The sequence below is a fragment of the Streptomyces brevispora genome (assembly GCF_007829885.1).
Classification (GTDB): Bacteria; Actinomycetota; Actinomycetes; order Streptomycetales; family Streptomycetaceae; genus Streptomyces; species Streptomyces brevispora.
Window position 1 is genome coordinate 4,216,432 of the sequence record NZ_VIWW01000001.1, and the last position, 22,458, is coordinate 4,238,889.

A 22,458-nucleotide genomic window follows, 5' to 3' on the forward strand; every position below is an offset into this window, starting at 1 on the left:
GCCTTGTCGAGGGTCGGATGTTTCCGGTGCATCCGGTGATCGTGTCCGATCGCTGATGTGTCCTTCTCGCTGTCCGGGGCGCTCTGCCGTGCGTTCTGCCCTTCGGGTGGTGGGTTGATGCATTTGGTCGCAGCGCGAGTGCACTGATCCTCTTATGGGGTGATATTTGACTTCACGTAAGGCAGAGCACTATGAGGAGGCACTCCATGCGCGGAGCCACAACCGTCAAGTGGGCCGCATGTGCGGTGGCCGTCGCCCTGGCGGCGACTGCCTGCGGCGGAGGGAGCAGCGGTGGTGGCGGTGGCGCCGATGGGATCGTGAGTTCCTCATGGGGCGACCCGCAGAACCCGTTGGAGCCCGCCAACACCAACGAGGTGCAGGGCGGCAAGGTCCTCGACATGATCTTCCGGGGGCTCAAGAAGTACGACCCGAAGACCGGCGCGGCCTCGAACATGCTCGCCGAGAAGATCGACTCCACGGACAACCAGAACTTCACGGTCACCGTGAAGGACGGCTGGACCTTCAGCAACGGCGAGAAGATCACCGCGAAGTCGTTCGTGGACGCCTGGAACTACGGTGCCCTGCTGAAGAACAACCAGAAGAACGCCTACTTCTTCGGTTACATCGACGGATACGACAAGGTCCACCCCGATACCGGCACGGCGTCCGCGGCCACGCTCTCCGGCCTCAAGCTGGTGAACGACAGGACCTTCTCGGTCAAGCTGTCGCAGAAGTTCTCCCTCTGGCCCGACACCCTCGGCTACCCGGCCTTCGCCCCGCTGCCCAAGGCCTTCTACACCGACCACGCCGCCTGGGTGTCCAAGCCGATCGGCAACGGCCCGTACACCATCGACAAGTACGCCAAGGGCTCCTCGATGAGCCTGCGCAAGTGGGACAAGTACCCCGGTGACGACAAGGCGCAGAACGGCGGCATCGACCTCAAGGTCTACACCGACAACAACACCGCCTACACCGACCTGACGGCCGGCAACCTCGACCTCGTCGACGACGTGCCCGCCTCGCAGCTCAAGAATGTCAAGGCGGACCTCGGCGACCGCTACATCAACACCCCGGCCGGCATCATCCAGACCCTCGCCTTCCCCTTCTACGACAAGGCGTGGGACACCCCCGGCGGGATCAAGGTCCGCCAGGGCCTGTCGATGGCGATCAACCGCGAGCAGATCACCGACCAGATCTTCCGGAAGACCCGCACCCCGGCCTCCGACTGGACCTCCCCGGTCCTCGGCGCCGACGGCGGCTTCAAGAAGGGCCTCTGCGGCAAGGAGTGCACCTACGACGCGGCCGAGGCCAAGAAGATGATCCAGGACGGCGGCGGCATCCCGGGCGGTCAGCTCAAGATCTCGTACAACGCGGACACCGGCTCGCACAAGGAATGGGTCGACGCCGTCTGCAACAGCATCAACAAGGTGATGGGCAACAACAAGGCGTGCGTGGGCGCCCCGATCGGTACCTTCGCCGACTTCCGCAGCCAGGTCTCGCAGCAGAAACTGCACAGCCCCTGGCGCGCGGGCTGGCAGATGGACTACCCGCTGATCCAGAACTTCCTGCAGCCCGTCTACTACACCAACGCCTCGTCCAACGACGGCAAGTGGAACAACAAGCAGTTCGACGACCTCGTCAACAAGGCCAACGCCGAGTCCGACAAGGCCAAGGCCGTCTCCACGTTCCAGGACGCGGAGAAGGTCATGGTCGAGCAGATGCCCGTCATCCCGCTCTGGTACCAGAACGGCAGCGCCGGCTACTCGGACAGGGTCACCAACGTGTCGTTGAACCAGTTCAGCGTCCCGGTGTACGAGCAGATCAAGGTCAAGTGACCGGCTGAGGCCGGGCGGCCGGTGCGCTCCCAGCACCGGCCGCCCGGCTTCCCCGTCCCCGGCCACCGATGACTCCTCAGCCAACCCGAGACCCCCGGAGCCCTTCATGGGACGTTATGTGATCCGGCGGCTGCTGCAGATGATCCCGGTCTTCTTCGGCACCACGCTGTTGATCTTCCTCATGGTGAACGTGATGGGTGACCCCATCGCGGGTCTCTGCGGCGACCGCCAGTGCGACCCGGCCACCGCCGCCCAACTCCGTTCGGAATTCGGCCTCGACAAGCCGGTGTGGCAGCAATACCTCACCTACATGGGCAACGTCTTCACCGGCGACTTCGGCACCGCGTTCAACGGGCAGAAGGTCACCGAGCTGATGGGCACGGCCTTCCCCATCACCATCCGCCTCACCCTCGTGGCGCTCTTCTTCGAGATCGTCATCGGCATCAGCCTCGGTGTCGTGACCGGACTGCGCCGCGGCCGCCCCGTCGACACCACCGTGCTGATCCTGACCCTGGTCGTCATCTCCATCCCGACCTTCGTCACCGGTCTGCTGCTCCAGCTCCTGCTCGGCGTGCAGTGGGGCATCATCAAACCGTCGGTCTCCTCGGAGGCCCCGATCAACGAGCTGATCATCCCGGGGCTCGTGGTCGCCTCCGTGTCACTGGCCTACGTCACCCGGCTCACCCGGACCTCGATCGCGGAGAACGCCCGCGCCGACTACGTCCGTACGGCGGTCGCCAAGGGACTGCCCGGCCGCCGGGTGATCATCCGGCACCTGCTGCGCAACTCGCTGATCCCCGTCGTCACCTTCATCGGCACGGACGTGGGCGCCCTGATGGGCGGGGCGATCGTCACGGAGCGGATCTTCAACATCCACGGCGTCGGCTACCAGCTCTACCAGGGCATCCTGCGCCAGAACTCGCAGACCGTCGTCGGGTTCGTCACCGTCCTGGTCCTCGTCTTCCTGGCGGCGAACCTGATCGTCGACCTGCTGTACGCCGTACTCGACCCGAGGATCCGCTATGCCTGAGCAGACACCGGACGAGGCGATCTCGGCGGCCGGAGCCGGCGGAGCGATGGATCTCGCACTGGAAGAGGGCACCACCCTGGAGAAGACCCCCGGCGGCCCCGAGGGCACGGGTCCGGGCACCAAGCCGCAGAGTCTGTGGTCCGACGCCTGGCACGATCTGCGCCGCAACCCCGTCTTCATCATCTCCGCGCTGATCATCCTCTTCCTGGTCGTCATCTCGATCTGGCCGCAGCTCATCGCGTCCGGCGACCCGCTCGACTGCGACCTCGGCAAGTCCCAGCAGGGCTCCCAGCCGGGCCACCCCTTCGGGTACGACGGACAGGGCTGCGACGTCTACACGCGTGTCGTGTACGGCGCCCGCAACTCCGTGACCGTGGGCATCTGCTCCACCATCGGCGTCTCCCTGATCGGCAGCATCCTCGGCGGCCTCGCCGGCTTCTTCGGCAGCTGGTGGGACGCGATCCTGTCCCGGCTCACCGACGTCTTCTTCGGCATCCCGGTCGTCCTCGGCGGCCTGGTCTTCCTCTCCGTGGTGACCAGCTCCACCGTCTGGCCGGTGATCGGCTTCATCGTGCTGCTGGGCTGGCCGCAGATCGCCCGCATCGCCCGCGGCTCCGTCATCACCGCCAAGCACAACGACTACGTCCAGGCGGCCCGGGCACTCGGCGCCTCCAACGGGCGGATGATGCTCCGCCACATCGCACCCAACGCCATCGCCCCGGTGATCGTCGTCGCCACCATCGCGCTCGGCACGTACATCTCCCTGGAGGCGACCCTGTCGTTCCTCGGCGTCGGCCTGAAGCCACCGGCCGTCTCCTGGGGCATCGACATCTCCGCCGCGTCCCAGTACATCCGCAACGCCCCGCACATGCTCCTCTGGCCGGCCGGCGCGCTGGCGGTCACCGTGCTCGCGTTCATCATGCTCGGCGACGCGGTGCGCGACGCCCTCGACCCCAAGCTGCGCTGAGGAGTCCGCCGCCATGTTGCTCGAAGTACGCGATCTGCACGTGGAGTTCCACACCCGGGACGGGGTCGCCAAGGCCGTCAACGGGGTCAACTACTCGGTGTCCGAGGGCGAGACGCTCGCCGTGCTCGGCGAGTCCGGCTCCGGCAAGTCGGTCACCGCACAGGCCATCATGGGCATCCTCGACATGCCGCCGGGAAGGATCAGCGGCGGCGAGATCCTCTTCAAGGACCGCGACCTGCTGAAGCTCAAGAAGGAGGAGCGCCGGAAGATCCGCGGCCGGGAGATGGCCATGATCTTCCAGGACGCGCTCTCCTCCCTCAACCCCGTACTGACGGTGGGCGAGCAGCTCGGCGAGATGTTCGTGGTGCACCGGGGCCTGTCCCGCAAGGCCGCGAAGGCCAGGGCCGTCGAGCTGATGGACCGGGTCCGGATCCCGGCCGCCAAGGAACGCGTCGGCAACTACCCGCACCAGTTCTCCGGCGGCATGCGCCAGCGCATCATGATCGCCATGGCGCTGGCCCTGGAACCCTCACTGATCATCGCGGACGAGCCCACCACCGCCCTCGACGTCACCGTCCAGGCCCAGGTCATGGACCTGCTCGCGGAGCTCCAGCGCGAACTGAACATGGGCCTGATCCTGATCACCCACGACCTGGGCGTCGTCGCCGACGTCGCCGACAAGATCGCCGTGATGTACGCGGGGCGCATCGTCGAGACCTCACCGGTCCACGACATCTACAAGGCGCCCGCACACCCGTACACCAAGGGCCTGCTCCGCTCGATCCCGCGCCTGGACCAGAAGGGCCAGGAGCTCTACGCGATCAAGGGGCTGCCGCCCAACCTGCTGCACATCCCGGCCGGCTGCGCCTTCAACCCGCGCTGCCCGATGGCCCAGGACGTCTGCCGCACCGACGTACCGCCGTTGTTCGACGTGGCCGAGAACCGTCAGAGCGCCTGCTACTTCTGGAAGGAGACGCTCGATGAACGCTGATCACTCGGGGCGCGGGGAAGCGCGCGAAGAGGGCGGGGCGGCACGCCACCCGCTCGCCACATCACGGGAGACGACGGGCGCCCGGACGGGCGGCGAACCCATCCTGGAGGTACGCGACCTCGTCAAGCACTACCCGCTGACCCAGGGCATCGTGATCAAGAAGCAGATCGGGGCCGTCAAGGCGGTCGACGGGGTCTCCTTCGACCTGGCGGCGGGCGAGACCCTCGGCATCGTGGGCGAGTCCGGCTGCGGCAAGTCGACCGTCGCCCGGCTGCTGGTGCACCTGGAGGAGCCGACGGCCGGAGCGATCCGGTACAAGGGCGAGGACATCACCAAACTCTCCGGCCGCGCCCTGAAGGCGGTGCGCCGCAACATCCAGATGGTGTTCCAGGACCCGTACACCTCCCTCAACCCCCGGATGACGGTGGGCGACATCATCGGGGAGCCGTACGAGATCCACCCCGAGGTGGCCCCGAAGGGCGAGCGGCGCCGCAAGGTGCAGGACCTGCTCGACGTCGTCGGCCTCAACCCGGAGTACATCAACCGCTATCCGCACCAGTTCTCCGGCGGTCAGCGCCAGCGCATCGGCATCGCCCGCGGCCTCGCGCTCAACCCCGAGATCATCGTCGCCGACGAACCGGTCTCGGCCCTCGACGTCTCCGTCCAGGCACAGGTCGTCAACCTGCTGGACCGGCTCCAGTCGGAGTTCAGCCTGAGTTACGTCTTCATCGCCCACGACCTGTCGATCGTCCGGCACATCTCCGACCGGGTCGGCGTCATGTACCTGGGCCGGTTCGCCGAGATCGGCACGGACGAGGAGATCTACGAGCACCCCACGCACCCGTACACCCAGGCGCTGCTCTCCGCCGTGCCGCTGCCCGACCCGATGGCGCGTGAGTACCGCGAGCGGATCATCCTGCACGGTGATGTGCCCTCACCCGCCAACCCGCCCTCCGGCTGCCGCTTCCGTACCCGCTGCTGGAAGGCGCAGGAGAGGTGCGAGCTGGAGGTGCCGCTGCTGGCCGTCCCGGCGGTCTTCCGGCTGACGGACACCCCGGCCAGGCACGATTCGGCCTGTCACTTCGCGGAGGAGAAGCGCGTGGTGCCGCCGGAGGGGACGCTGGAGCCGGTACGGGGGGAGAGCGGGCCCGGTCCGGACGTGGAGAAGGTGCACAAGGAGGACCGCAGGCCGCCGTCGCCGGAGCCGCCGGGCGGGGACGAAGAGCCGCCGCCCGCCGGCAGCAGCCGGGTCGGCTGACCCCGGTACGCGCAGGGGGCTCCGCCGCATCGATGCGGCGGAGCCCCCTGCAAGGTGGCTTGCTACTGCTACTTCTGCCAGCCGATCAGCTCGGGCGGGCCCATGACGCCGTAGTGGCCGTAGAACTGGGCCGCCCCGTAGTTGGCGAGGCCCTTCTTGACGGCCCAGATGGTGGGGCCGTTGTGGATCGGCATGATGCCGTAGGTCCCCATGGCTTCCAGCTCGGCCTTGTTGCCCGCGTCGAGCTGCTCGTCCAGGGTCGGCAGGTTGGTGACGGCCTTGGTCGCCTTGTCCATGCTCTTCGGCACCGAGCGCGAGACGTTGAGAGTGGAGTCGGAGCAGTACATCTGGCAGATGTAGAGCATTCCGTTCGGGTCGCTCGAGATGAAGCCCATCCCGAAGATGTCGAAGGAGCGCTCGGTGAACACCTTGTTGAAGTCGGCGGAGGGGTGCGCCTTGATCTCCAGCTTGATGCCGATGTCCTTCATCATCTGGGCGATGGCGGTGGCACGGGCCTTGACGGTGGAGCTGTCACCGATGGTGGGGAAGGTCAGTTCCAGCTTCTTGCCGTCCTTGGCACGGACACCGTCCGAGCCGACCTTCCAGCCTGCGGCATCCAGATCCTTCTTCGCGGTGGCGGCATCGAACTTCACGAGCTTGCCGAAGTTGTCCGCGTACCCCTTCTGGAAGGGGAAGAGAGTGAAGGATCCGGGCAGGGGCTCGGTGTAGCCAAGCCCCTGGAACGTGATCTTCGCGAGCTGGGAACGGTCGATTCCCTCCATCAGGGCCTTGCGCACCGCCGGGTCCTTCAACTGCGGCGAGGTGCTGTTGAAGACCAGGAGGTTGTTGGAGGTGGTCGTGCCGCGGCGAAGCTCGGTCCCCTTCACCCCCTTCACCTGGTTGAGCTCCTCGGCGTTGGCCGCCTGAACCCCGTCGATCTGGCCGTTCTTGAAGGCGTTGATGCTGGCGCTGGACTCCATCTGCACGAAGGTGAACTCGTCCAGATGCGGCGCGGCGCCCCACCACTTGGGGTTGGGCTTGTAGGAGACGGTGCCGCCCTTGGCGTCGAACTTGGAGATGGTGTACGGGCCGGCACCCCACTCCGGGTGGGGGTTGCTCACGTAGGCCTTGTTGAAGGCGCTGGCCTTGGCGATGTGCGGGTTGACGAGGTTGTAGAAGAGGGACTTCCAGTACACGAACGGGCCGTCGAAGGTCACGATCGCCTGCTTGGCGTCCTTGCCCTTCTTGACCGAGGTGATGCTGGAGTAGCCGTCGGTGGAGCTGACGTCGTACTCCTTGTTCTTCCCGTTCTGCGCGCTCCAGGTGTCCCGGAACGCCGTCCAGTCGATCTCCTGGCCGTCGTTCCACTTGGCCTTCGGGTTGATGTCGTACGTGACCTGGGTCTTACCGTCCACCGTCGCCTGCTTGACGTCGGTGAGGTAGTCCTCGTTGTAGGTGACGTTGCCCTTGGGGTCGTTGAAGGACAGCTGCGGCTGGTAGAACCAGGCGATCTTCGACGTGTACAGCGATGCGTTGCCGTTCGCCGGGTTGAGCTGATCGGGAATCTCCACGATGGGAAGAGTCAGCTTGCCCCCCTGCTTCAGGTTGCTCGCGGGCTGGGGGTTGTACGACGTCAGCACCTCGTTCTCCGAGGTGGCGCCCTTGGACTTCTTCTGGCCGGAGTTGTCGGTGTCACCACCGCTGCACCCGGTGAGAACGAGGGAAGCGGCGGCGGCGAACGCCAGCCCGCTGAGAGCGATTCTTCTCATGACAGCCTTTCAGCTTAGTTGTCGACAGACGTGGTCGTGTCCGCGAAGTGGCATGCGTCGCGGTGGTCCCGGTCTCCTCTCCCCGTGAGCTGCGGAGTGACCCCGCGACACTGCTCCTTCTGCGGATTCGACAGCGTCAAGTGGAGCGGACATCTGGTGACGAACCGGCAACCCGGCTGGTCGTCGGTCGGACTGGGAAGGTCGCCCTTGAGCAGGGCTCGTTCCCGGGTGCGTTCCGCGACCGGATCGGGCAGGGGGATCGCGGAGAGGAGCGCCTTGGTGTAGGGGTGTCTGGGGTTGTCGAAGACGGAGTCGGTGTCGCCGATCTCGACGATCTGCCCCAGGTACATCACCGCCACGCGGTCGGAGATGTGGCACACCACCGACAGGTCGTGGGCGACGAAGAGGTAGGACAGGCCCAGTTCGGCCTTGAGGTCGTTGAGCAGGTTGATGACGCCGGCCTGCACCGAGACGTCGAGAGCCGAGACCGGCTCGTCGAGAACCAGCAGCTGCGGCTTCGTGGCGAGCGCCCGGGCGATGCCGATGCGCTGCCGCTGCCCGCCGGAGAAGGCCGCGGGGAAGCGGTCGCGGTGCTCGGGGTCGAGTCCGACCAACTCCATGAGCTCCGCGACCTGGGTGTCGAGCACCTTCCTGTCGCGTTCACCGATCGCGCGGACGGGTTCCGCGAGGATGTCGAAGACCGTCATGCGGGGGTCCAGCGCGCCCATGGGGTCCTGGAACACCATCTGCATGTTGCGGCGGACGGAGCTGATGTCCTGCTTCCGCTTCAGGTCCGCCGTGTCATGGCCGCAGACGGAGATGCTGCCCTGCTCGGGCGGCTTCAGCCCCATGATCTCCAGCAGTGTGGTGGTCTTGCCGCAGCCCGACTCGCCGACGAGCCCGAGCGTCTCTCCCTCGCGGATGTCCAGGTCGATGCCGTTGACGGCGAAGACGGTGCCCACCTTGCGCTTGAGCAGGCCGCCCTTGGTGAGCGGGAAGGTCTTGGTGACACCGGAGAGTTCCAGGACCTTCGGCCGGTCCTCGCGGGGGACGGCCGTGGCCCGGTTCTCCCTGCCGCCCGGGACGGGGTAGATCGGCAGGCCGCCGATGGCGCCGTCGTCGATCTCCGCGGCACGCCGGCAGGCGGCCGAGTGCTCGTCGCCGTCGTCGCCCTCGGTGATCGCCAGCAGGGGCGGTTCTGCTTCCCTGCAGGCGTCCTGCACCGCGGGGCAACGCGCCGCGAAGGGGCAGGCGTCAGGAAGGTCCACCAGGAGCGGCGGAGTCCCCGGGACCGGGGTCAGGGCCTCCCTGGAGCGGTCGTCCAGGCGGGGTATCGCACCCATCAGGCCGATGGTGTAAGGCATGCGCGGTCGCGCGAAGAGCTCGTCCACCCCGGCACGCTCGACCGGGCGACCGGCGTACATCACCATGACGTCGTCGGCCGATCCGGCCACCACCCCGAGGTCGTGGGTGATCAGGATGACCGCGGCCCCGGTCTCGCGCTGGGCCGTCTTGAGGACATCGAGGATCTGCGCCTGCACGGTGACGTCGAGAGCGGTCGTCGGCTCGTCGGCGATGATCAGGTCGGGGTCGTTCGCGATCGCCATGGCGATGACGGCCCGCTGGCGCATACCGCCCGAGAACTCGTGCGGGAACCCCTTGGCGCGGCGGTCGGGGTTGGGGATGCCGACCAGGTCCAGCAGTTCGACGGCCCGTTTCCAGGCGGCCGCGGACGAGATGTCCTGGTGGATCTGGAGGGCCTCGACGATCTGGGCTCCGATGCTGAAGATCGGAGTGAGCGACGAGAGCGGATCCTGGAAGATCATGCCGATGCGCTGACCGCGCACCTTCGACATCTGCCGGTCGTCGAGGTCGAGGAGGTTCTTCCCGCCGAGCGTGATCTCGCCGGTGACCGCGGCGTAGTCGGGCAGCAGCCCCATGACTGCCATGGACGTGACGGACTTGCCCGATCCCGATTCGCCCACGATGCCCAGGGTCTTGCCGCGGTGCAGGTCGAAGGAGACGCCGCGGACGGCTTCCACCCGGCCTGCTTCCGACGGGAAGGCCACCTTCAGGTCACGCACGGACAGCAGGGGCTGCCGGGTGTCGGGCTCGGTTGTGACAGCGCGTTGCTCGATCATGCGCGGCCTCCTGACTGCGAGGTGGGGTCGAGGGCGTCCCGCAGACCGTCACCGATGAGCGCCATCGCCACGGTGAGCAGCACCACCAGGGCCGCCGGCAGGTAGAACAGCCAGGGCGCGGTGGACAGGGTGTTCTGCCCGTCGGCGAGCATGGAACCCAGCGATACGTCGGGCTGCTTGACGCCGAAACCGATGAAGGAGAGCGCCGTTTCGGCCTGCACGGTCGAGGCGACACCGAGGGTGAACGTCACGATGAGCAGGGACCCGATGTTCGGCAGCAGGTGGCGGACGATGGTGCGGATCGGACTGACGCCCATGAAGCGGGCCGCCATCACGTACTCGCGCTCCCGCAGCGAGGTGGCCAGGGACCAGATCACCCGGGCCGTGAGCATCCAGCCGAACAGCGTGAGGACCACGACCAGGACCTGCCAGTCGCCGCGGTAGTGCGTACCGACCAGGGCGATGATGAGGAACGACGGCAGGATGAGCAGGAAGTGCACGAGACCGAGCATCGCCCGCTCGGCCTTGCCGCCGTAGTAGGCGGCGGTGGTGCCGAACAGTCCGGCTATGGCGGTGGTCAGCAGCGACACCGTCACGGCGATGATCAGCGATCTGCCGAGGCCGTGCACGAGTTGGGCGTAGACGTCGTTGCCCGCGCCGTTGGTGCCCAGCAGGTGGCCGCCGACCCCGGGGGCGACAGAGAGCGCGGTGAAGTCCGCCTCCATGTGGTCCCAGTGGGTCAGGTACCGGCCGAACAGCGAGAAGAGCACGAGGAGGGCGAAGAGGACCAGGCCGCCGAGCGCCGCCTTGTTGCGCGCGAAGCGCCGCATGTAGAGCTTGAACGGGGAGAGGCGCTTGCCATCGGAGCCGGTCTTCCCCGGTTCCTGGGCTTCGGCCCCGTTGGGGCGCACCTCTTCGGTGGCGGGTCCGGCACCGGGCATGTTGATGGCCACGTCAGCTCACCCTGATCCTGGGGTCGAGGGCCACGACGACGAGGTCGGCGAGAATCGCACCGATGGCCGTCATGAGGGCACCGAACGCTGCGACGGCGACGACGCCGTGCACGTCGTTCGTGCTGATGGTTCTGGTGAAGTACTCACCCATTCCGTGCCAGGCGAAGACCGTCTCCGTGATCACGGCGCCGGTGAACAGTGCCGGCATCGCGAATGCGACCTGAGTGGCGACGGGAATGATCGAGGTCCGCAGCCCGTGCCGGTAGATGGCCTGCTTCTGCGTCAACCCCTTGGCCCGTGCTGTACGGACGTAGTCGGAGTTGATGTGATCCAGCAATAGAGATCGCTGCAACAGGTGGTATCCGGCATAGGAGATGAACGTGAGCGAGATCGTGGGCAGGATCGCGTGCGTCGCTCTGGACCCGAAGACCGACCAGAACCCGGCGACGTCGGGACTCTGCGCTCCCGCGACGGGCAACAGTGTGCTGCCCAGGGCCTGGTTCAGCGCGATGGCCACGAGTACCACCGCGAGGGAGGCCACCGCGGAGGGGGTGTTGAAGGAGATCACGGAGAGCCCCTGCCACACCCGGTCGGCGGCCTTGTACTGGCGCGACGCGGTGTAGACGCCCAGCCCGACCCCGATGATGATGGACAGGATCGTCGCGCCCAGGACCAGTTGGCCACTGACGAAAATTCGATAGGCGACCTGGTCGTTGACGCTGCCCCCGGTCGGCGACTGGCCCCAGTCGAAGTGAGTCACGATCTGGGATATCCAGTGCCACCACCGATCCGTGATCGGTTTGTCTGGATTGAGATTGTAAAGCGCCAGCGAATGGTTGATCTGGGCTGGAGTTCGAGGCGGTCGCAACGCGGTGTAGTTCGACGCAGGCTTGAGGAATGCGTTAGCGAGGAAATACGTGAGGTTGGTCGCGACGGCGATCATCAAAAACCAGCCGACTGCTTTGCGGGCGATGTAACGCAGCACTCTTAGCCGGCCTTTCTTGATATAGGGTGTATCGGCCCGCAAATCCGGTGGGTGACCGGACGCTTGCCGCGCTGACCGGGCACCGGGTCGCGAGCGCTCGGACGGGAAGTGCGGATCCTCGGGGGGTCAGAAAATGACTGGCGCGAGACCCTTCCGGTGTAGGAGCCTGGGGTGTGTTGACGGAGCTTCACCGATGCGTGGAGCAGGAGTGGGCAGCGCGCCGGGCATGAAGTGACGACCTCGGGTGAGAGTGAGTCAGTTCAATGCGGCCGCACGATTCAGCAGCGTCTCTGCTGACGATTGCAACTGCCCGTGTGGCGCGTCAAGGCTGGTCAGGTCGCGATCCGGTTAAGCCGAAGCCGCATATCGGTCATTCTTTGCGAAAATTTTTAACGCCGAGGTGGACGCGCGGTGAACCGTGGGGTTTCGCAGGCTCCAAAGGTGCAAAACGAACCTTCGCGCGCATTCACCTCTTCACGTCTGATCCAGGACGGGACGGCCCTCAGGCCGGGCCCGCCAGCGACCGCTTCAGGAAGTCCACTTGGAGCAGCAGCAGATTCTCCGCCACCTTCTCCTGCGGGGTCATGTGCGTCACCCCGCTCAGCGGCAGCACCTCGTGCGGCCGCCCCGCGGCGAGCAGCGCCGACGACAGCCGCAGCGTGTGCGCGACCACCACGTTGTCGTCCGCGAGACCGTGGACGATCAGCATCGGGCGCACCTGCTCGGCCGCGTGCGACAAACCCTCGTCGGTGACCAGCGAGTTGTACGCGTACACCTCGGGCCGGGCCGCCGGGTCGCCGAGGTAGCGCTCCGTGTAATGGGTGTCGTAGAGCCGCTGATCGGTCACCGGGGCGCCCACCACCGCCGCGTGGAAGACGTCCGGCCGCCGCAGCACGGCCATGCCCGCCAGGAAACCGCCGTACGACCAGCCGCGGATGGCCACCCGCTCCAGGTCCAGCGGGAACCGCTCGGCGAGCGCGTGCAGCGCATCGACCTGGTCGTCGAGGGAGAGGGCGAGGTTGTGCTTGACCGCCTTCTCCCAGCCGGGTGAACGGCCCGGGGTGCCACGGCCGTCCGCGACGACCACGGCGAAACCCTGGTCCGCGAACCACTGCGAGGTGAGATGCGTGTTGTGGGTGGCGACCACCCGACGGCCGTGCGGCCCACCGTACGGATCCATCAGGACCGGAAGCGGACCATCCGATTCCTTGTAACCGGTCGGGAGGAGTACGGCGCACGGAATCCGCCGTGCGCCCCCTTCGGTGAGCTGTGCCCGCACGGAAAGAACCGGCTGCTCCGCGTGGTTCGTGACGGTCGTGATCCGCTTCCCGTCCCGGAGCACCTGAGCAGTCGTTCCCGGCCGGTCCGGGGAGGTGGAGACCAGCACCGTCACCCCGCCGGCCCGGACCGCGGAATGCACGCCCACGCCCTCCGAGACCCGCTCCACGCCCAGCTCGTTGACCCGGTAGACATGGCTCTCGCCGATCTCCGGCCCGGCCGCCCGCTCACCCGCCGACGCCGTCAGCAGGATGTCCGATTCACCGATGTCCAGGACCGCCTGGATCTGCAACTGCGCCCCGGTCAGCGGCCGGTCGCCGACCGCGAGGACCCGCGCCCCGCCCTCGTCCGCGATCCGTACGAGCCGCCCGTCCGGCGCCCACGCGGGCACTCCCGGGAACAGGTCCAGCCAGACCGGATCCTCGTCCACGTGCACCGTCCGGGTCGTACCGGTCTCCGGGTCCACCGCGAGATGGAGCTGGCTCTGCTGGTCCCGGGCCTGCACGAGCAGCAGCGGCGCCCCGCCCGACGACCAGTGCACCTGCGCCAGATACGGGAACCGGGCCCGGTCCCAGACCACTTCGGTGTGCTCCCCGGCCAGGTTCACGACGAAGAGCCGCACCACGGCGTTGGGCGTCCCGGCCGCCGGGTACGCGATCTCGGCGGGCTTGCGCTCCGGGTGTGCGGGGTCGGAGATCCACCACCGCTGGACCGGGCTGTTGTCGACCCGGGCGACGAGCATCCGGTCCGACTCGGGCGACCACCAGAAGCCCCGGGAGCGCTGCATCTCCTCGGCCGCGATGAACTCCGCGAGGCCGTAGGAGACCTGGGCGTCCTCCGGCTCCGCGAGCGCCCTGTCCTCGTCGCCCCCGGCGCTCACGACGCGCAGCGCCCCCTTGGACACATATGCGATGTGTCGTCCGTCCGGGGAGGGGCGCGGATCGATCACCGGACCGGGTACGGGCAGCGCGCGCGCCGTGCCCGCCCGCAGCTCCGCGACGTACACCTTCCCGGAGAGCGCGAACGCCGCCAACTCCGCGGCTGCGTCGACCGCGTAGCCCACGATCCCCGACGCACCCTCGCGGCTCCGCTCGCGCCGGGCCCGCTCCTGCACCGACAGCCGCTCCGCCGAACCGCCCAGCAGCACCGCCGGATCGGCCACCACCCGCTCCCGGGGCGCACCGTCGCCGGCCAGGTCCAGCACCCACAGCCGGGTCGACCGGTCGGTGCCCGACCCCGAGCGCAGGAAGGCCACCCGCTCACCATCGGGTGACACGGTGAACGCGCGGGGTGCGCCCAGGGTGAAGCGCATCGTCCGGGCCGACTGGAGCGGAAAGGTGATCTCTGACGAAGTCATGGGCCGAACCTATCGGCCGACCCCGGCCCGTGCGCCCCTCGTGCTGCTGTGCCCCGATCAATGCCCTGCGACGGATAGTTATGATCCGTAGCGCTCGGTGGGTATGAACCTGCTGGCTCCATGCGTGCTGCCCGTCCCCGACCGTACTGATGGAGGTGAACCGCCGTGGCACTCTCGATTTCGGCGGTGGTGCTGCTGGCGATCGTCGTCTTCCTGCTGGTCCGGAAGTCCGGACTGAAAGGCGGACATGCGGTGGTCTGCATGCTGCTCGGTTTCTATCTCGCCAGCTCGTCCATCGCGCCCACCATCTCCGAGGTGACGACGAATGTGGCGGGCATGATCGGAGGGCTCAAATTCTGACAGCGCCAACCGTGCTCGGTTCGTCGGCGCCCGGCGCGTGGGCGCCGTCGGCCTTCGGGGCCGTCGGCTCGTAGGGTGGTCCCCATGACGGACCTTCCCACCCGGCGTCTGCTCCTGGTGCACGCGCACCCCGACGACGAGTCGATCAACAACGGCGCCACCATGGCCAGGTACGCCGCCGACGGCGCTCTGGTCACTCTGGTGACCTGCACGCTCGGCGAGGAGGGCGAGATCATCCCGCCAGCGCTCGCGCACCTCGCATCCGACCGGGACGACTCCCTGGGTCCCTGGAGGCAGGGTGAACTCGCGGCAGCGATGAAGGAACTGGGGGTCATCGACCACCGCCTCCTCGGCGGCCCCGGCCGGTTCCGCGACTCCGGAATGATGGGCGCCGAGCAGAACCACCGCCCGGGCGCCTTCTGGTCCGCCGATGTGGACGAGGCCGCCGGACACCTCGTGGAGGTGATCCGCTCGGTCCGCCCCCAGGTGCTGGTCACGTACGACCCCGACGGGGGCTACGGACACCCCGACCACATCCAGGCGCATCGGGTCGCGACCCGCGCCGCCGAACTGGCCGCCGACCCCGCCCACCGCCCCGGCTCCGGCGCCCCGCACACCATCGCCAAGATCTACTGGAACCGGGTGCCGCGCACGGTCGCCGAGGACGCCTTCGCGCGCCTGCGCGCCACCGCCCCCGACGCCTTCCCGGGCATCGCCGCGATCGACGACGTACCCGGTGTGGTGAACGACACCCTGATCACCACCGAGATCGACGGCACCGCTCACGCGGCGGCCAAGGCCGCGGCGATGCGGGCGCACGCCACCCAGATCGCGCTGAGCGGACCCTTCTTCGCCCTGTCGAACGATCTGGGCCAGCCCGTCCTCACCACCGAGTACTACGAGTTGGTGAGCGGCACATCGGGCGCCGCTCCGGGGGCGCGGGAGAACGATCTCTTCGCCGGACTGACGGGAGCGGACCAGTGAGCAGCAGGCAGCGGGCCGCACGGACCAACGCACCGCCGAGGGACATTCCGGCCACCGGTCTGGCCGCTCCCCTCAACCCCCGCCGGATCGTCGCCCTGCTGGGCCTCGCGGTCCTCGGTGCGGCCGTCGGGATCGCCGGGACGCTGGTCCAATCCGCCTGGTTCCCCGCCGGATTGCTGCTCACACTGCTCGCGTCCGCCGGTCTCTTCTACGGCGGTCGCTGCCTCATGGAAGCCCAGTCGGGCGCCCTGGCACCCGCCGCAGGGTGGCTGGTTTCGGTCATTGTTCTCCTGGGCGGACGCCCGGAAGGGGACTACGTCTTCGGCGATGAACTGGGCCTCGCCCTCTTCATGCTGGGCGGGATGGTCGTCGCTGTGATCTGTGCCACCATGTCGCGGTCACCGCAACCGGGTGCCGACAGTGGACGACCTGGCAAGTAATGTGCCACGTCCGATCCCGTAATGCCCTCTGTCCGTCCGGGGGGCGCGCAGTCGTTTCCCCCGGTCGCGGGGTGTCTGTCGGCCGCGGCCAGTAAGGTGGTTCGCGCGCCGAGCCGTCCCCAGGCCTGCGGCATGGGGGAAGTACGGGCGGCGGAGCCAATCGGGAGAACCTGCTTTGAGTCGTGAAACTGACAGTTCGTCCTCCGGGCCCCAGGGCCGCGGGGGAGCCGCGTATCCCTCGGGTACGCCGCCGTACGGATCCCGCCAGTATCCGTCGCTGCACCCTTCGCAGGATGCCCCGGAGGAGACCCCGGAGCCTGCGGATCCGCCTCAGCCCGAAGAGCCGAGGACCGAGACGACGCTGACGACGCGCATCCGGATCAACATCCCCGGTTCGCGTCCGATCCCACCGGTTGTCATGCGTACGCCCATGAGTGACGCGGACGGCGGTTCCGGCGGCGAGCGCACCGGCAGCATCCCGCGTCCGGGCACCTCCACGCCCAACGGCGCGCAGGGAGCACCGGCCGCACCGGGACCCGAGGCGAGAGACGGGTCCGCCGCCGCGGCGGACCCCGCCGCCGAGAAGCCGGCCAGGGAGAAGAGCGGCAGCGACTGGTTCGCGCCGCGCAAGCCCCCGGCGGGCACCACGGCGGATACGTCCGCGACCGCTCCGACGGGTACGCCGTCGTCCGGTGGCGGTACGAATGGTGCGGGCTTCTCCGCCACGGGTTCCGGTGGCGGTACGAATGGTGCGGGCTTCTCCGCCACGGGTTCCGGTGGCGGTACGAATGGTGCGGGCTTCTCCGCCACGGGTTCCGGTGGCGGTACGAACGGTGCGGGCTTCTCCGCCACCGGCCCCGGCGGCCGCGCGGACGATCCCGGAGCCGACCGGGCCACCCCGCCCGCCGGCCCGCGCGCCGATCTGCCGTACTTCTCGGACGGCCCGCCGCGCACGGGCGAGCCGGGCGAGCCCGGCTCCGACGAGTTCGGCGCCGACGGCCCCGGCGGGCCGCGCTCCACGCCGAACCTCGGCATCCGTACGCCGGGCCCGTCCGGGCCCACCACGGGACCGGGCACCGGCACCTCCCCGCTCACCCCGAACCTCGACGGACCGGGCCCCTTCGGCTCGGGGCCGGGCGGGCCGGTCGGTCCGGGCGGTCCGGTCGGTCCGGGCGGGACGCAGCCTCCCGGTGGCCCCGGTGGCCCCGGTGGCCCCGGTGGTCCTGCGGCGCGGATGTCCGACGACACCGCGATCCTCACGCCCCAGTTCCCGGCCGCAGGCCCCGGTTCCGGACCTGGTTCCGGGCCCGGTTCCGGCTCCGGTGACAACGTCTCGGGTGACACGCTGACCAGCGGCATCCCCGTGGTGCCGTCGGAGCGCCGCTCGACGCGGAACTCGCCGTTCCCGGGCCCCGATCTGACACCGCGGACCCCGGACAACCCGATGGGTACCGGGCCGGCCGGACCGGGAGGGTTCGCGGACCAGACGTCCGGGCCTGCCGCCCCGCAGCCCGCCTCGGCGAAGGCCCCGGCGAAGAAGGGCCGTTCGAAGCTGGTCCTGCTCTGCGTGGCCGCGGTCTGCGTGCTCGGGGTCGCGTACGGCGCCGGGCTGCTGATGAACCACTCCGACGTCCCCAAGGGCACCACCGTCCTCGGCGTCGACATCGGCGGCGGCACGAAGGAGGACGGTGTCGAGAAGCTGGACGCCGCTCTCGGTGAACGCGCCAAGGCCCCGCTCAAGCTGAGTGTGGACGGCAAGGACACGCAGCTCCCACCGGACAAGGCCGGACTCGCCCTGGACAGCCAGGCGACCGTGCGCTCCGCGGCGGGCAGCGACTACAACCCGGTCTCCGTCATCCGCTCCCTCTTCGGCGGCAAGCGCGCCATCGAACCGGTGTTCCCGGTCGACGAGGAGAAGCTCGGGGTCGCGCTGACCGACCTGGCCGGTGCCTCCGGCACGGCCAGCGACGGCACGATCAAGTTCGTACCGGGCAAGGCCGTCGCCGTACCGGGCAAGGCGGGCAAGGCGCTCGACGTCAACAAGTCGATGGGCTCGGTCCGGGACGCCTACCGCGCCCAGGTGGAGACGGGCCGTGCGGCCACCGTCCAACTGCCGGTCACCACCCGCCAGCCCACCATCGACCAGGCCGAACTGAACCGGGCGATGAAGGCGTTCGCGGAGCCCGCGATGTCCGGCGTGATCGTGATCAAGGCGGGACCGAAGTCGATCCCGTTCGGACCGGCCAAGTCGCTGCCGCAGATCCTCTCGATGGTGCCGATCGACGGCAAGCTCGTCGATCACTACGACAAGAAGGCCATCGAAACCCTCTGCGCCGGCGTTTTCGACGGCATCATGATCACCAAGGGCGACGGTGCGAAGCACCAGCTCAGCCCGGACGACGTGGCCTTCGCCATGAAGGGCGCGCTGATGGGCAAGACCCCCGTCGAGCGGACCGTCACGATCGACCTCGGCGGCAACGGCTGACACCGGCCCGCACCGCACACCACCGCCCCCGGCCGGACCCCCGGCCGGGGGCGGTGCCATGTCCCGTACGACATGACATCTGTCATCCCGGATTCACGACCCGTGACCCTGCCGGGCGCGCGCCCCGTTCCGCCACGCTGGACGCATGACAACGACAGCCCCCGAAGTCACCGCGGCCAAAGCAGCCGTGGTCAGCTTCGACCAGGTCAGCAAGGCCTACGGCGTTGTACGCGCCGTGGACGGGCTCACCCTCGACCTGCGCCCCGGCGAGACCGTGGCGCTCCTCGGGCCCAACGGCGCCGGCAAGTCCTCCGCCCTCGACCTCCTCCTCGGCCTGCGCACCGCCGACTCCGGGACCGTCCGGCTCTTCGGCACGACCCCGCAGGCGGCCATCGCGGCCGGCCGCGTCGGCGCGATGCTGCAGACCGGCGGCCTGATGGAGGACGTCACGGTCGAGGAACTGGTCCGGCTCGTCTGCGGCCTGCACCCCAAGCCCTACCCGGTGATCGAGGTGCTGTCGCGGGCCGGTATCGCGTCGATCGCCGGCCGCATGGTCAACAAGCTCTCCGGCGGCCAGGAGCAGCGCGTCCGGTTCGCGCTCGCCACCGCCGGGGCCAACGACCTGATCGTGCTCGACGAGCCGACCACCGGGATGGACGTCACCGCCCGAAAGGCCTTCTGGGCCACCATGCGCGAGCAGGCCGACCAGGGCCGCACCATCCTGTTCGCCACCCATTACCTCGAAGAGGCCGACGCCATCGCCGACCGCGTCCTGGTCCTGCACAAGGGCCGGATGCTCGCCGACGGCACCGCGGCCGAGATCAAGGCCAGGGCCGGCGCCCGCCGGATCTCCTTCGAACTGGAAGGACCGGTCGACGAAGAGGCCCTGCGCGCACTGCCGTTCCTCTCCACGCTCGACGTCACCGGCCACCGGGTCCGTATCCAGTCGCACGACGCCGACGCGACCGTGCACGCCCTCTACGGCCTGGGCCTCTACCCGCGTGAGCTCGAAGTCACGGGACTCGGACTCGAACAGGCCTTCGTCGCCATTACCGAGGCCGAGGAGGCCAGGACCGCATGCTGAACCTCTTCTCGTGGGCACTCATCAGGCTCGAAGTGACCCGCACCCTGCGGAACAAGAAGTTCATGTTCTTCTCGGTCATCTACCCGTCGGTGCTCTACGTGCTGATCTCCAGCACCCAGAACACGACCGACAAGGTGCCGCACACCGATCTGACCCTGCAGTCCTTCTTCATGGTCTCGATGGCCTCCTTCGGCGCGCTGACCGCCGTCCTGATGGGCAACAGCGAGCGCATCGCCAAGGAGCGCGAGAAGGGCTGGGTCCGCCAGCTCCGGCTGACCGCGCTGCCCGGCCACGGCTACGTCCTGGCCAAGATCGCCGGCGCCGCGATGGTCACCCTGCCGTGCATCGTGGTCGTCTTCATCGTCGCCGCGTCCGCCAAGCACGTACGGTTCGACCTCTGGCAGTGGCTGGCCCTGACCGGCCTCATCTGGGCCGGTTCGCTGGTCTTCGCCGCCCTCGGCGTCGCCATCGGCTATCTCGCCAGCGGTGACGCGGTCCGCCCGATCACCATGATCGTCTACTTTGGGCTGTCGATCCTCGGCGGCCTGTGGATGCCGACCTCGACCTTCCCGCAGTGGATCCAGAACATCTCCGAATGGCTGCCCACGCACGCGTACGCTGCACTCGGCCAGGCCGTCGAGATGGGCGGCGCGCCGCACGGCAGGGATGTCGCGATCCTGTGCGTGTACTTCCTGCTCTTCGCGGGGGGCGCGGCCCATCTCTACCGGAAGGACACCTTGAAGGCGTGAACGAGGACGAGATCCCGGCGGACCTGGGGAGCCGGCCGACGAACGCCAAGCAGTTCCGGATGAAGCTGCTGTGGATCGGCATCTGGCTCGCCTTCATGAGCGCGCCGGTCAAGGACCTCGCCGACGGCGGCCACACCCGGTGGGCGACCGTCCTGGGCACACTCGGTCTGCTGGTCTTCGGGGGCAGTTATCTGGTCCTGGTCTTCCAGTACACGTCGAAGGCCCTCGACCCGCTCCGGGTCCGCTCCGCGCTCGCCTTCCTCGGGGTCCTGGCCACCGCACTGGCCCTGACGATGGGCGTTTCCTGGCTGGTCCTGTTCGTGTACGTCTCCGTCTCCGTCGGGGCCACCCTGCCGCTGACGACCTCCCGCTGGCTGATCCCCGCGGTCACCGCCCTGCTGGTCGCCATCGGCACCGCTCAGGAGCACCCGCGCGAGGTCATCACCGCGCTGGTCTTCCCCGCGCTGCTCGGCGGGTTCGCGATGACCGGCGTCCGGCAGATGATCCGCACCACGATCGAGCTCCGCGAGGCCCGCGCCACCGTCGCCCAGCTCGCGGCCAACGAGGAGCGGCTGCGGCTGGCCCGGGATCTGCACGACCTGCTCGGCCACTCCCTCTCCCTGATCACCCTCAAGAGCGAACTGGCCGGGCGGATGCTCCCCGACCACCCCGAGCAGGCGGCCGCGCAGGTCGCCGACATCGAACAGGTCAGCCGGCAGGCCCTGGTGGACGTACGCAGCGCCGTCACCGGCTACCGCCGCCCGACCCTCCCCGGCGAACTGGCCGGTGCCCGCACCGCGCTCGCCGCCGCGGGCATCCTCGCCGACGTCCCGGCCGAGGCCCCCGACGGCGTCCCCGAGAAGACCGAGGAAGTGCTCGCCTGGGCGCTGCGGGAGGCCGTCACCAATGTCGTACGCCACAGCGGCGCCCGGCACTGCACCGTGACCCTCGCCCCGCGCCAGACCCTCGACGGCCGCATCCTCGAACTCACCGTCGCCGACGACGGCCGCGGCGCCTCCGGTACGAAGCCGGGCAACGGCCTCACCGGCATCGCCGAACGCCTCGCCACGGTCGACGGGACGCTGACGACCCGGGCCACCGACTCCCGTTCCGGGAAGGGCTTCACCACAGCCCTCGGCGTGCCGCTCGAATCCGGCCTAGGATCCCAGGAATGAGCATGATCAGACTCCTCCTCGCCGAGGACCAGTCCATGGTGCGCGAGGCCCTGGCGGCGCTGCTCGGCCTGGAACCCGACATCGAGGTGGTCGCACAGGTCGCCCGCGGTGACGAGGTGCTGGCCGCGGCCCGGGAACACGAAGTCGACGTGGCCCTCCTGGACATCGAGATGCCCGGCATGACGGGCATCGACGCGGCGGCCGAGCTGCACCGCGAACTCCCGGACGTCAAGATCGTCGTCGTCACCACCTTCGGCCGCCCCGGCTACCTCCGCCGTGCGATGGAGTCGGGCGCGGACGCGTTCCTGGTGAAGGACGCCCCGGCGTCCCAACTCGCCCAGGTGGTACGCAAGGTGCTCACCGGCGAACGCGTCATCGACCCCGCCCTCGCGGCCGCCGCCCTCGCCGACGGGGCCAGCCCGCTGACCGACCGGGAGCGCGAGGTGCTGCGCACGGCGGCGGACGGCTCGACCAACGCGGAGATCGCCGAGGTGCTGCACCTGTCCCGGGGCACGGTCCGCAACTACCTCTCGATGGCGATCCAGAAGATGGCGGCGCGCAACAGGGCGGAGGCGGTGCGGATGGCGCGGGAGAAGGGGTGGCTGTAGCCGGGGCGC

General features: G+C 68.8%; 18 protein-coding genes. 13 read left to right on the plus strand and 5 right to left on the minus strand.

From position 1 onward, the window contains the following. The first annotated feature begins 206 nt into the window (after positions 1–206). The 5 genes from FHX80_RS19730 to FHX80_RS19750 all read left to right on the plus strand — a co-directional run bounded on the left by FHX80_RS19730 (position 207) and on the right by FHX80_RS19750 (position 6,081). Positions 207–1,835: a peptide ABC transporter substrate-binding protein gene (locus FHX80_RS19730; protein WP_145765403.1), complete on the plus strand. Its 1,629-nt coding sequence runs from the start codon at positions 207–209 to the stop codon at positions 1,833–1,835. 106 nt (positions 1,836–1,941) lie between these two features. Next, on the plus strand, positions 1,942–2,865 hold the full coding sequence (locus FHX80_RS19735; RefSeq protein ID WP_145765404.1) for an ABC transporter permease: 924 nt from the start codon (positions 1,942–1,944) through the stop codon (positions 2,863–2,865). Next, positions 2,858–3,832 (plus strand): ABC transporter permease, encoded by a 975-nt coding sequence (locus tag FHX80_RS19740; protein ID WP_145765405.1) that lies wholly within the window; start codon positions 2,858–2,860, stop codon positions 3,830–3,832. The genes FHX80_RS19735 and FHX80_RS19740 overlap by 8 nt, the downstream gene beginning before the upstream one ends. A 13-nt stretch (positions 3,833–3,845) precedes the next feature. Beyond that, positions 3,846–4,823: an ABC transporter ATP-binding protein gene (locus FHX80_RS19745; protein ID WP_145765406.1), complete on the plus strand. Its 978-nt coding sequence runs from the start codon at positions 3,846–3,848 to the stop codon at positions 4,821–4,823. After that, entirely contained in the window at positions 4,813–6,081 is a 1,269-nt protein-coding gene (locus FHX80_RS19750; RefSeq protein WP_145765407.1) for an ABC transporter ATP-binding protein, read from the plus strand. Before FHX80_RS19745 ends, FHX80_RS19750 begins: the two co-directional genes overlap by 11 nt. 68 nt (positions 6,082–6,149) lie before the next feature. Here the strand turns inward: FHX80_RS19750 and FHX80_RS19755 are convergent, their stop codons facing one another. The 5 genes from FHX80_RS19755 to FHX80_RS19775 all read right to left on the minus strand — a co-directional run bounded on the left by FHX80_RS19755 (position 6,150) and on the right by FHX80_RS19775 (position 14,519). Next, a complete protein-coding gene (locus FHX80_RS19755; protein WP_244318337.1) occupies positions 6,150–7,850 on the minus strand; it encodes an ABC transporter family substrate-binding protein in 1,701 nt (566 codons plus the stop codon). Positions 7,851–7,864: 14 nt separating this feature from the next. Further along, positions 7,865–9,991 (minus strand): ABC transporter ATP-binding protein, encoded by a 2,127-nt coding sequence (locus tag FHX80_RS19760; RefSeq protein ID WP_145765408.1) that lies wholly within the window; start codon positions 9,989–9,991, stop codon positions 7,865–7,867. Then, positions 9,988–10,944, minus strand: coding sequence for an ABC transporter permease (locus FHX80_RS19765; RefSeq protein WP_145765409.1), 957 nt, complete (start codon positions 10,942–10,944; stop codon positions 9,988–9,990). The genes FHX80_RS19760 and FHX80_RS19765 overlap by 4 nt, the downstream gene beginning before the upstream one ends. 1 nt (position 10,945) lies before the next feature. After that, positions 10,946–11,929: an ABC transporter permease gene (locus tag FHX80_RS19770; RefSeq protein ID WP_145765410.1), complete on the minus strand. Its 984-nt coding sequence runs from the start codon at positions 11,927–11,929 to the stop codon at positions 10,946–10,948. Between the two features lie 502 nt (positions 11,930–12,431). Further along, positions 12,432–14,519: a S9 family peptidase gene (locus tag FHX80_RS19775; RefSeq protein ID WP_411977572.1), complete on the minus strand. Its 2,088-nt coding sequence runs from the start codon at positions 14,517–14,519 to the stop codon at positions 12,432–12,434. A 210-nt stretch (positions 14,520–14,729) separates the two neighbouring features. Here FHX80_RS19775 and FHX80_RS19780 point away from each other — a divergent pair, with 210 nt between their 5' ends. The 8 genes from FHX80_RS19780 to FHX80_RS19820 all read left to right on the plus strand — a co-directional run bounded on the left by FHX80_RS19780 (position 14,730) and on the right by FHX80_RS19820 (position 22,449). Beyond that, a complete protein-coding gene (locus FHX80_RS19780; RefSeq protein WP_073736631.1) occupies positions 14,730–14,924 on the plus strand; it encodes a hypothetical protein in 195 nt (64 codons plus the stop codon). Between the two features lie 84 nt (positions 14,925–15,008). Beyond that, on the plus strand, positions 15,009–15,908 hold the full coding sequence (gene mshB / locus FHX80_RS19785) for an N-acetyl-1-D-myo-inositol-2-amino-2-deoxy-alpha-D-glucopyranoside deacetylase (RefSeq protein ID WP_145765412.1): 900 nt from the start codon (positions 15,009–15,011) through the stop codon (positions 15,906–15,908). Further along, on the plus strand, positions 15,905–16,348 hold the full coding sequence (locus FHX80_RS19790) for a DUF6113 family protein (protein WP_145765413.1): 444 nt from the start codon (positions 15,905–15,907) through the stop codon (positions 16,346–16,348). The genes mshB and FHX80_RS19790 overlap by 4 nt, the downstream gene beginning before the upstream one ends. Positions 16,349–16,523: 175 nt before the next feature. Next, positions 16,524–18,833: a peptidoglycan binding domain-containing protein gene (locus FHX80_RS19800; protein ID WP_208764688.1), complete on the plus strand. Its 2,310-nt coding sequence runs from the start codon at positions 16,524–16,526 to the stop codon at positions 18,831–18,833. A gap of 145 nt (positions 18,834–18,978) precedes the next feature. Beyond that, the gene (locus FHX80_RS19805; RefSeq protein ID WP_145765415.1) at positions 18,979–19,917 is read left to right on the plus strand and encodes an ABC transporter ATP-binding protein; all 939 of its coding nucleotides are present in this window, start codon (positions 18,979–18,981) and stop codon (positions 19,915–19,917) included. Continuing rightward, positions 19,911–20,666 (plus strand): ABC transporter permease, encoded by a 756-nt coding sequence (locus FHX80_RS19810; protein ID WP_145765416.1) that lies wholly within the window; start codon positions 19,911–19,913, stop codon positions 20,664–20,666. Before FHX80_RS19805 ends, FHX80_RS19810 begins: the two co-directional genes overlap by 7 nt. Continuing rightward, positions 20,663–21,841: a sensor histidine kinase gene (locus tag FHX80_RS19815; protein WP_145765417.1), complete on the plus strand. Its 1,179-nt coding sequence runs from the start codon at positions 20,663–20,665 to the stop codon at positions 21,839–21,841. The genes FHX80_RS19810 and FHX80_RS19815 overlap by 4 nt, the downstream gene beginning before the upstream one ends. Beyond that, complete coding sequence (locus FHX80_RS19820; RefSeq protein ID WP_145765418.1) at positions 21,838–22,449, plus strand: response regulator transcription factor; 612 nt, start codon at positions 21,838–21,840, stop codon at positions 22,447–22,449. Before FHX80_RS19815 ends, FHX80_RS19820 begins: the two co-directional genes overlap by 4 nt. The last annotated feature ends 9 nt before the right edge of the window (positions 22,450–22,458 follow it).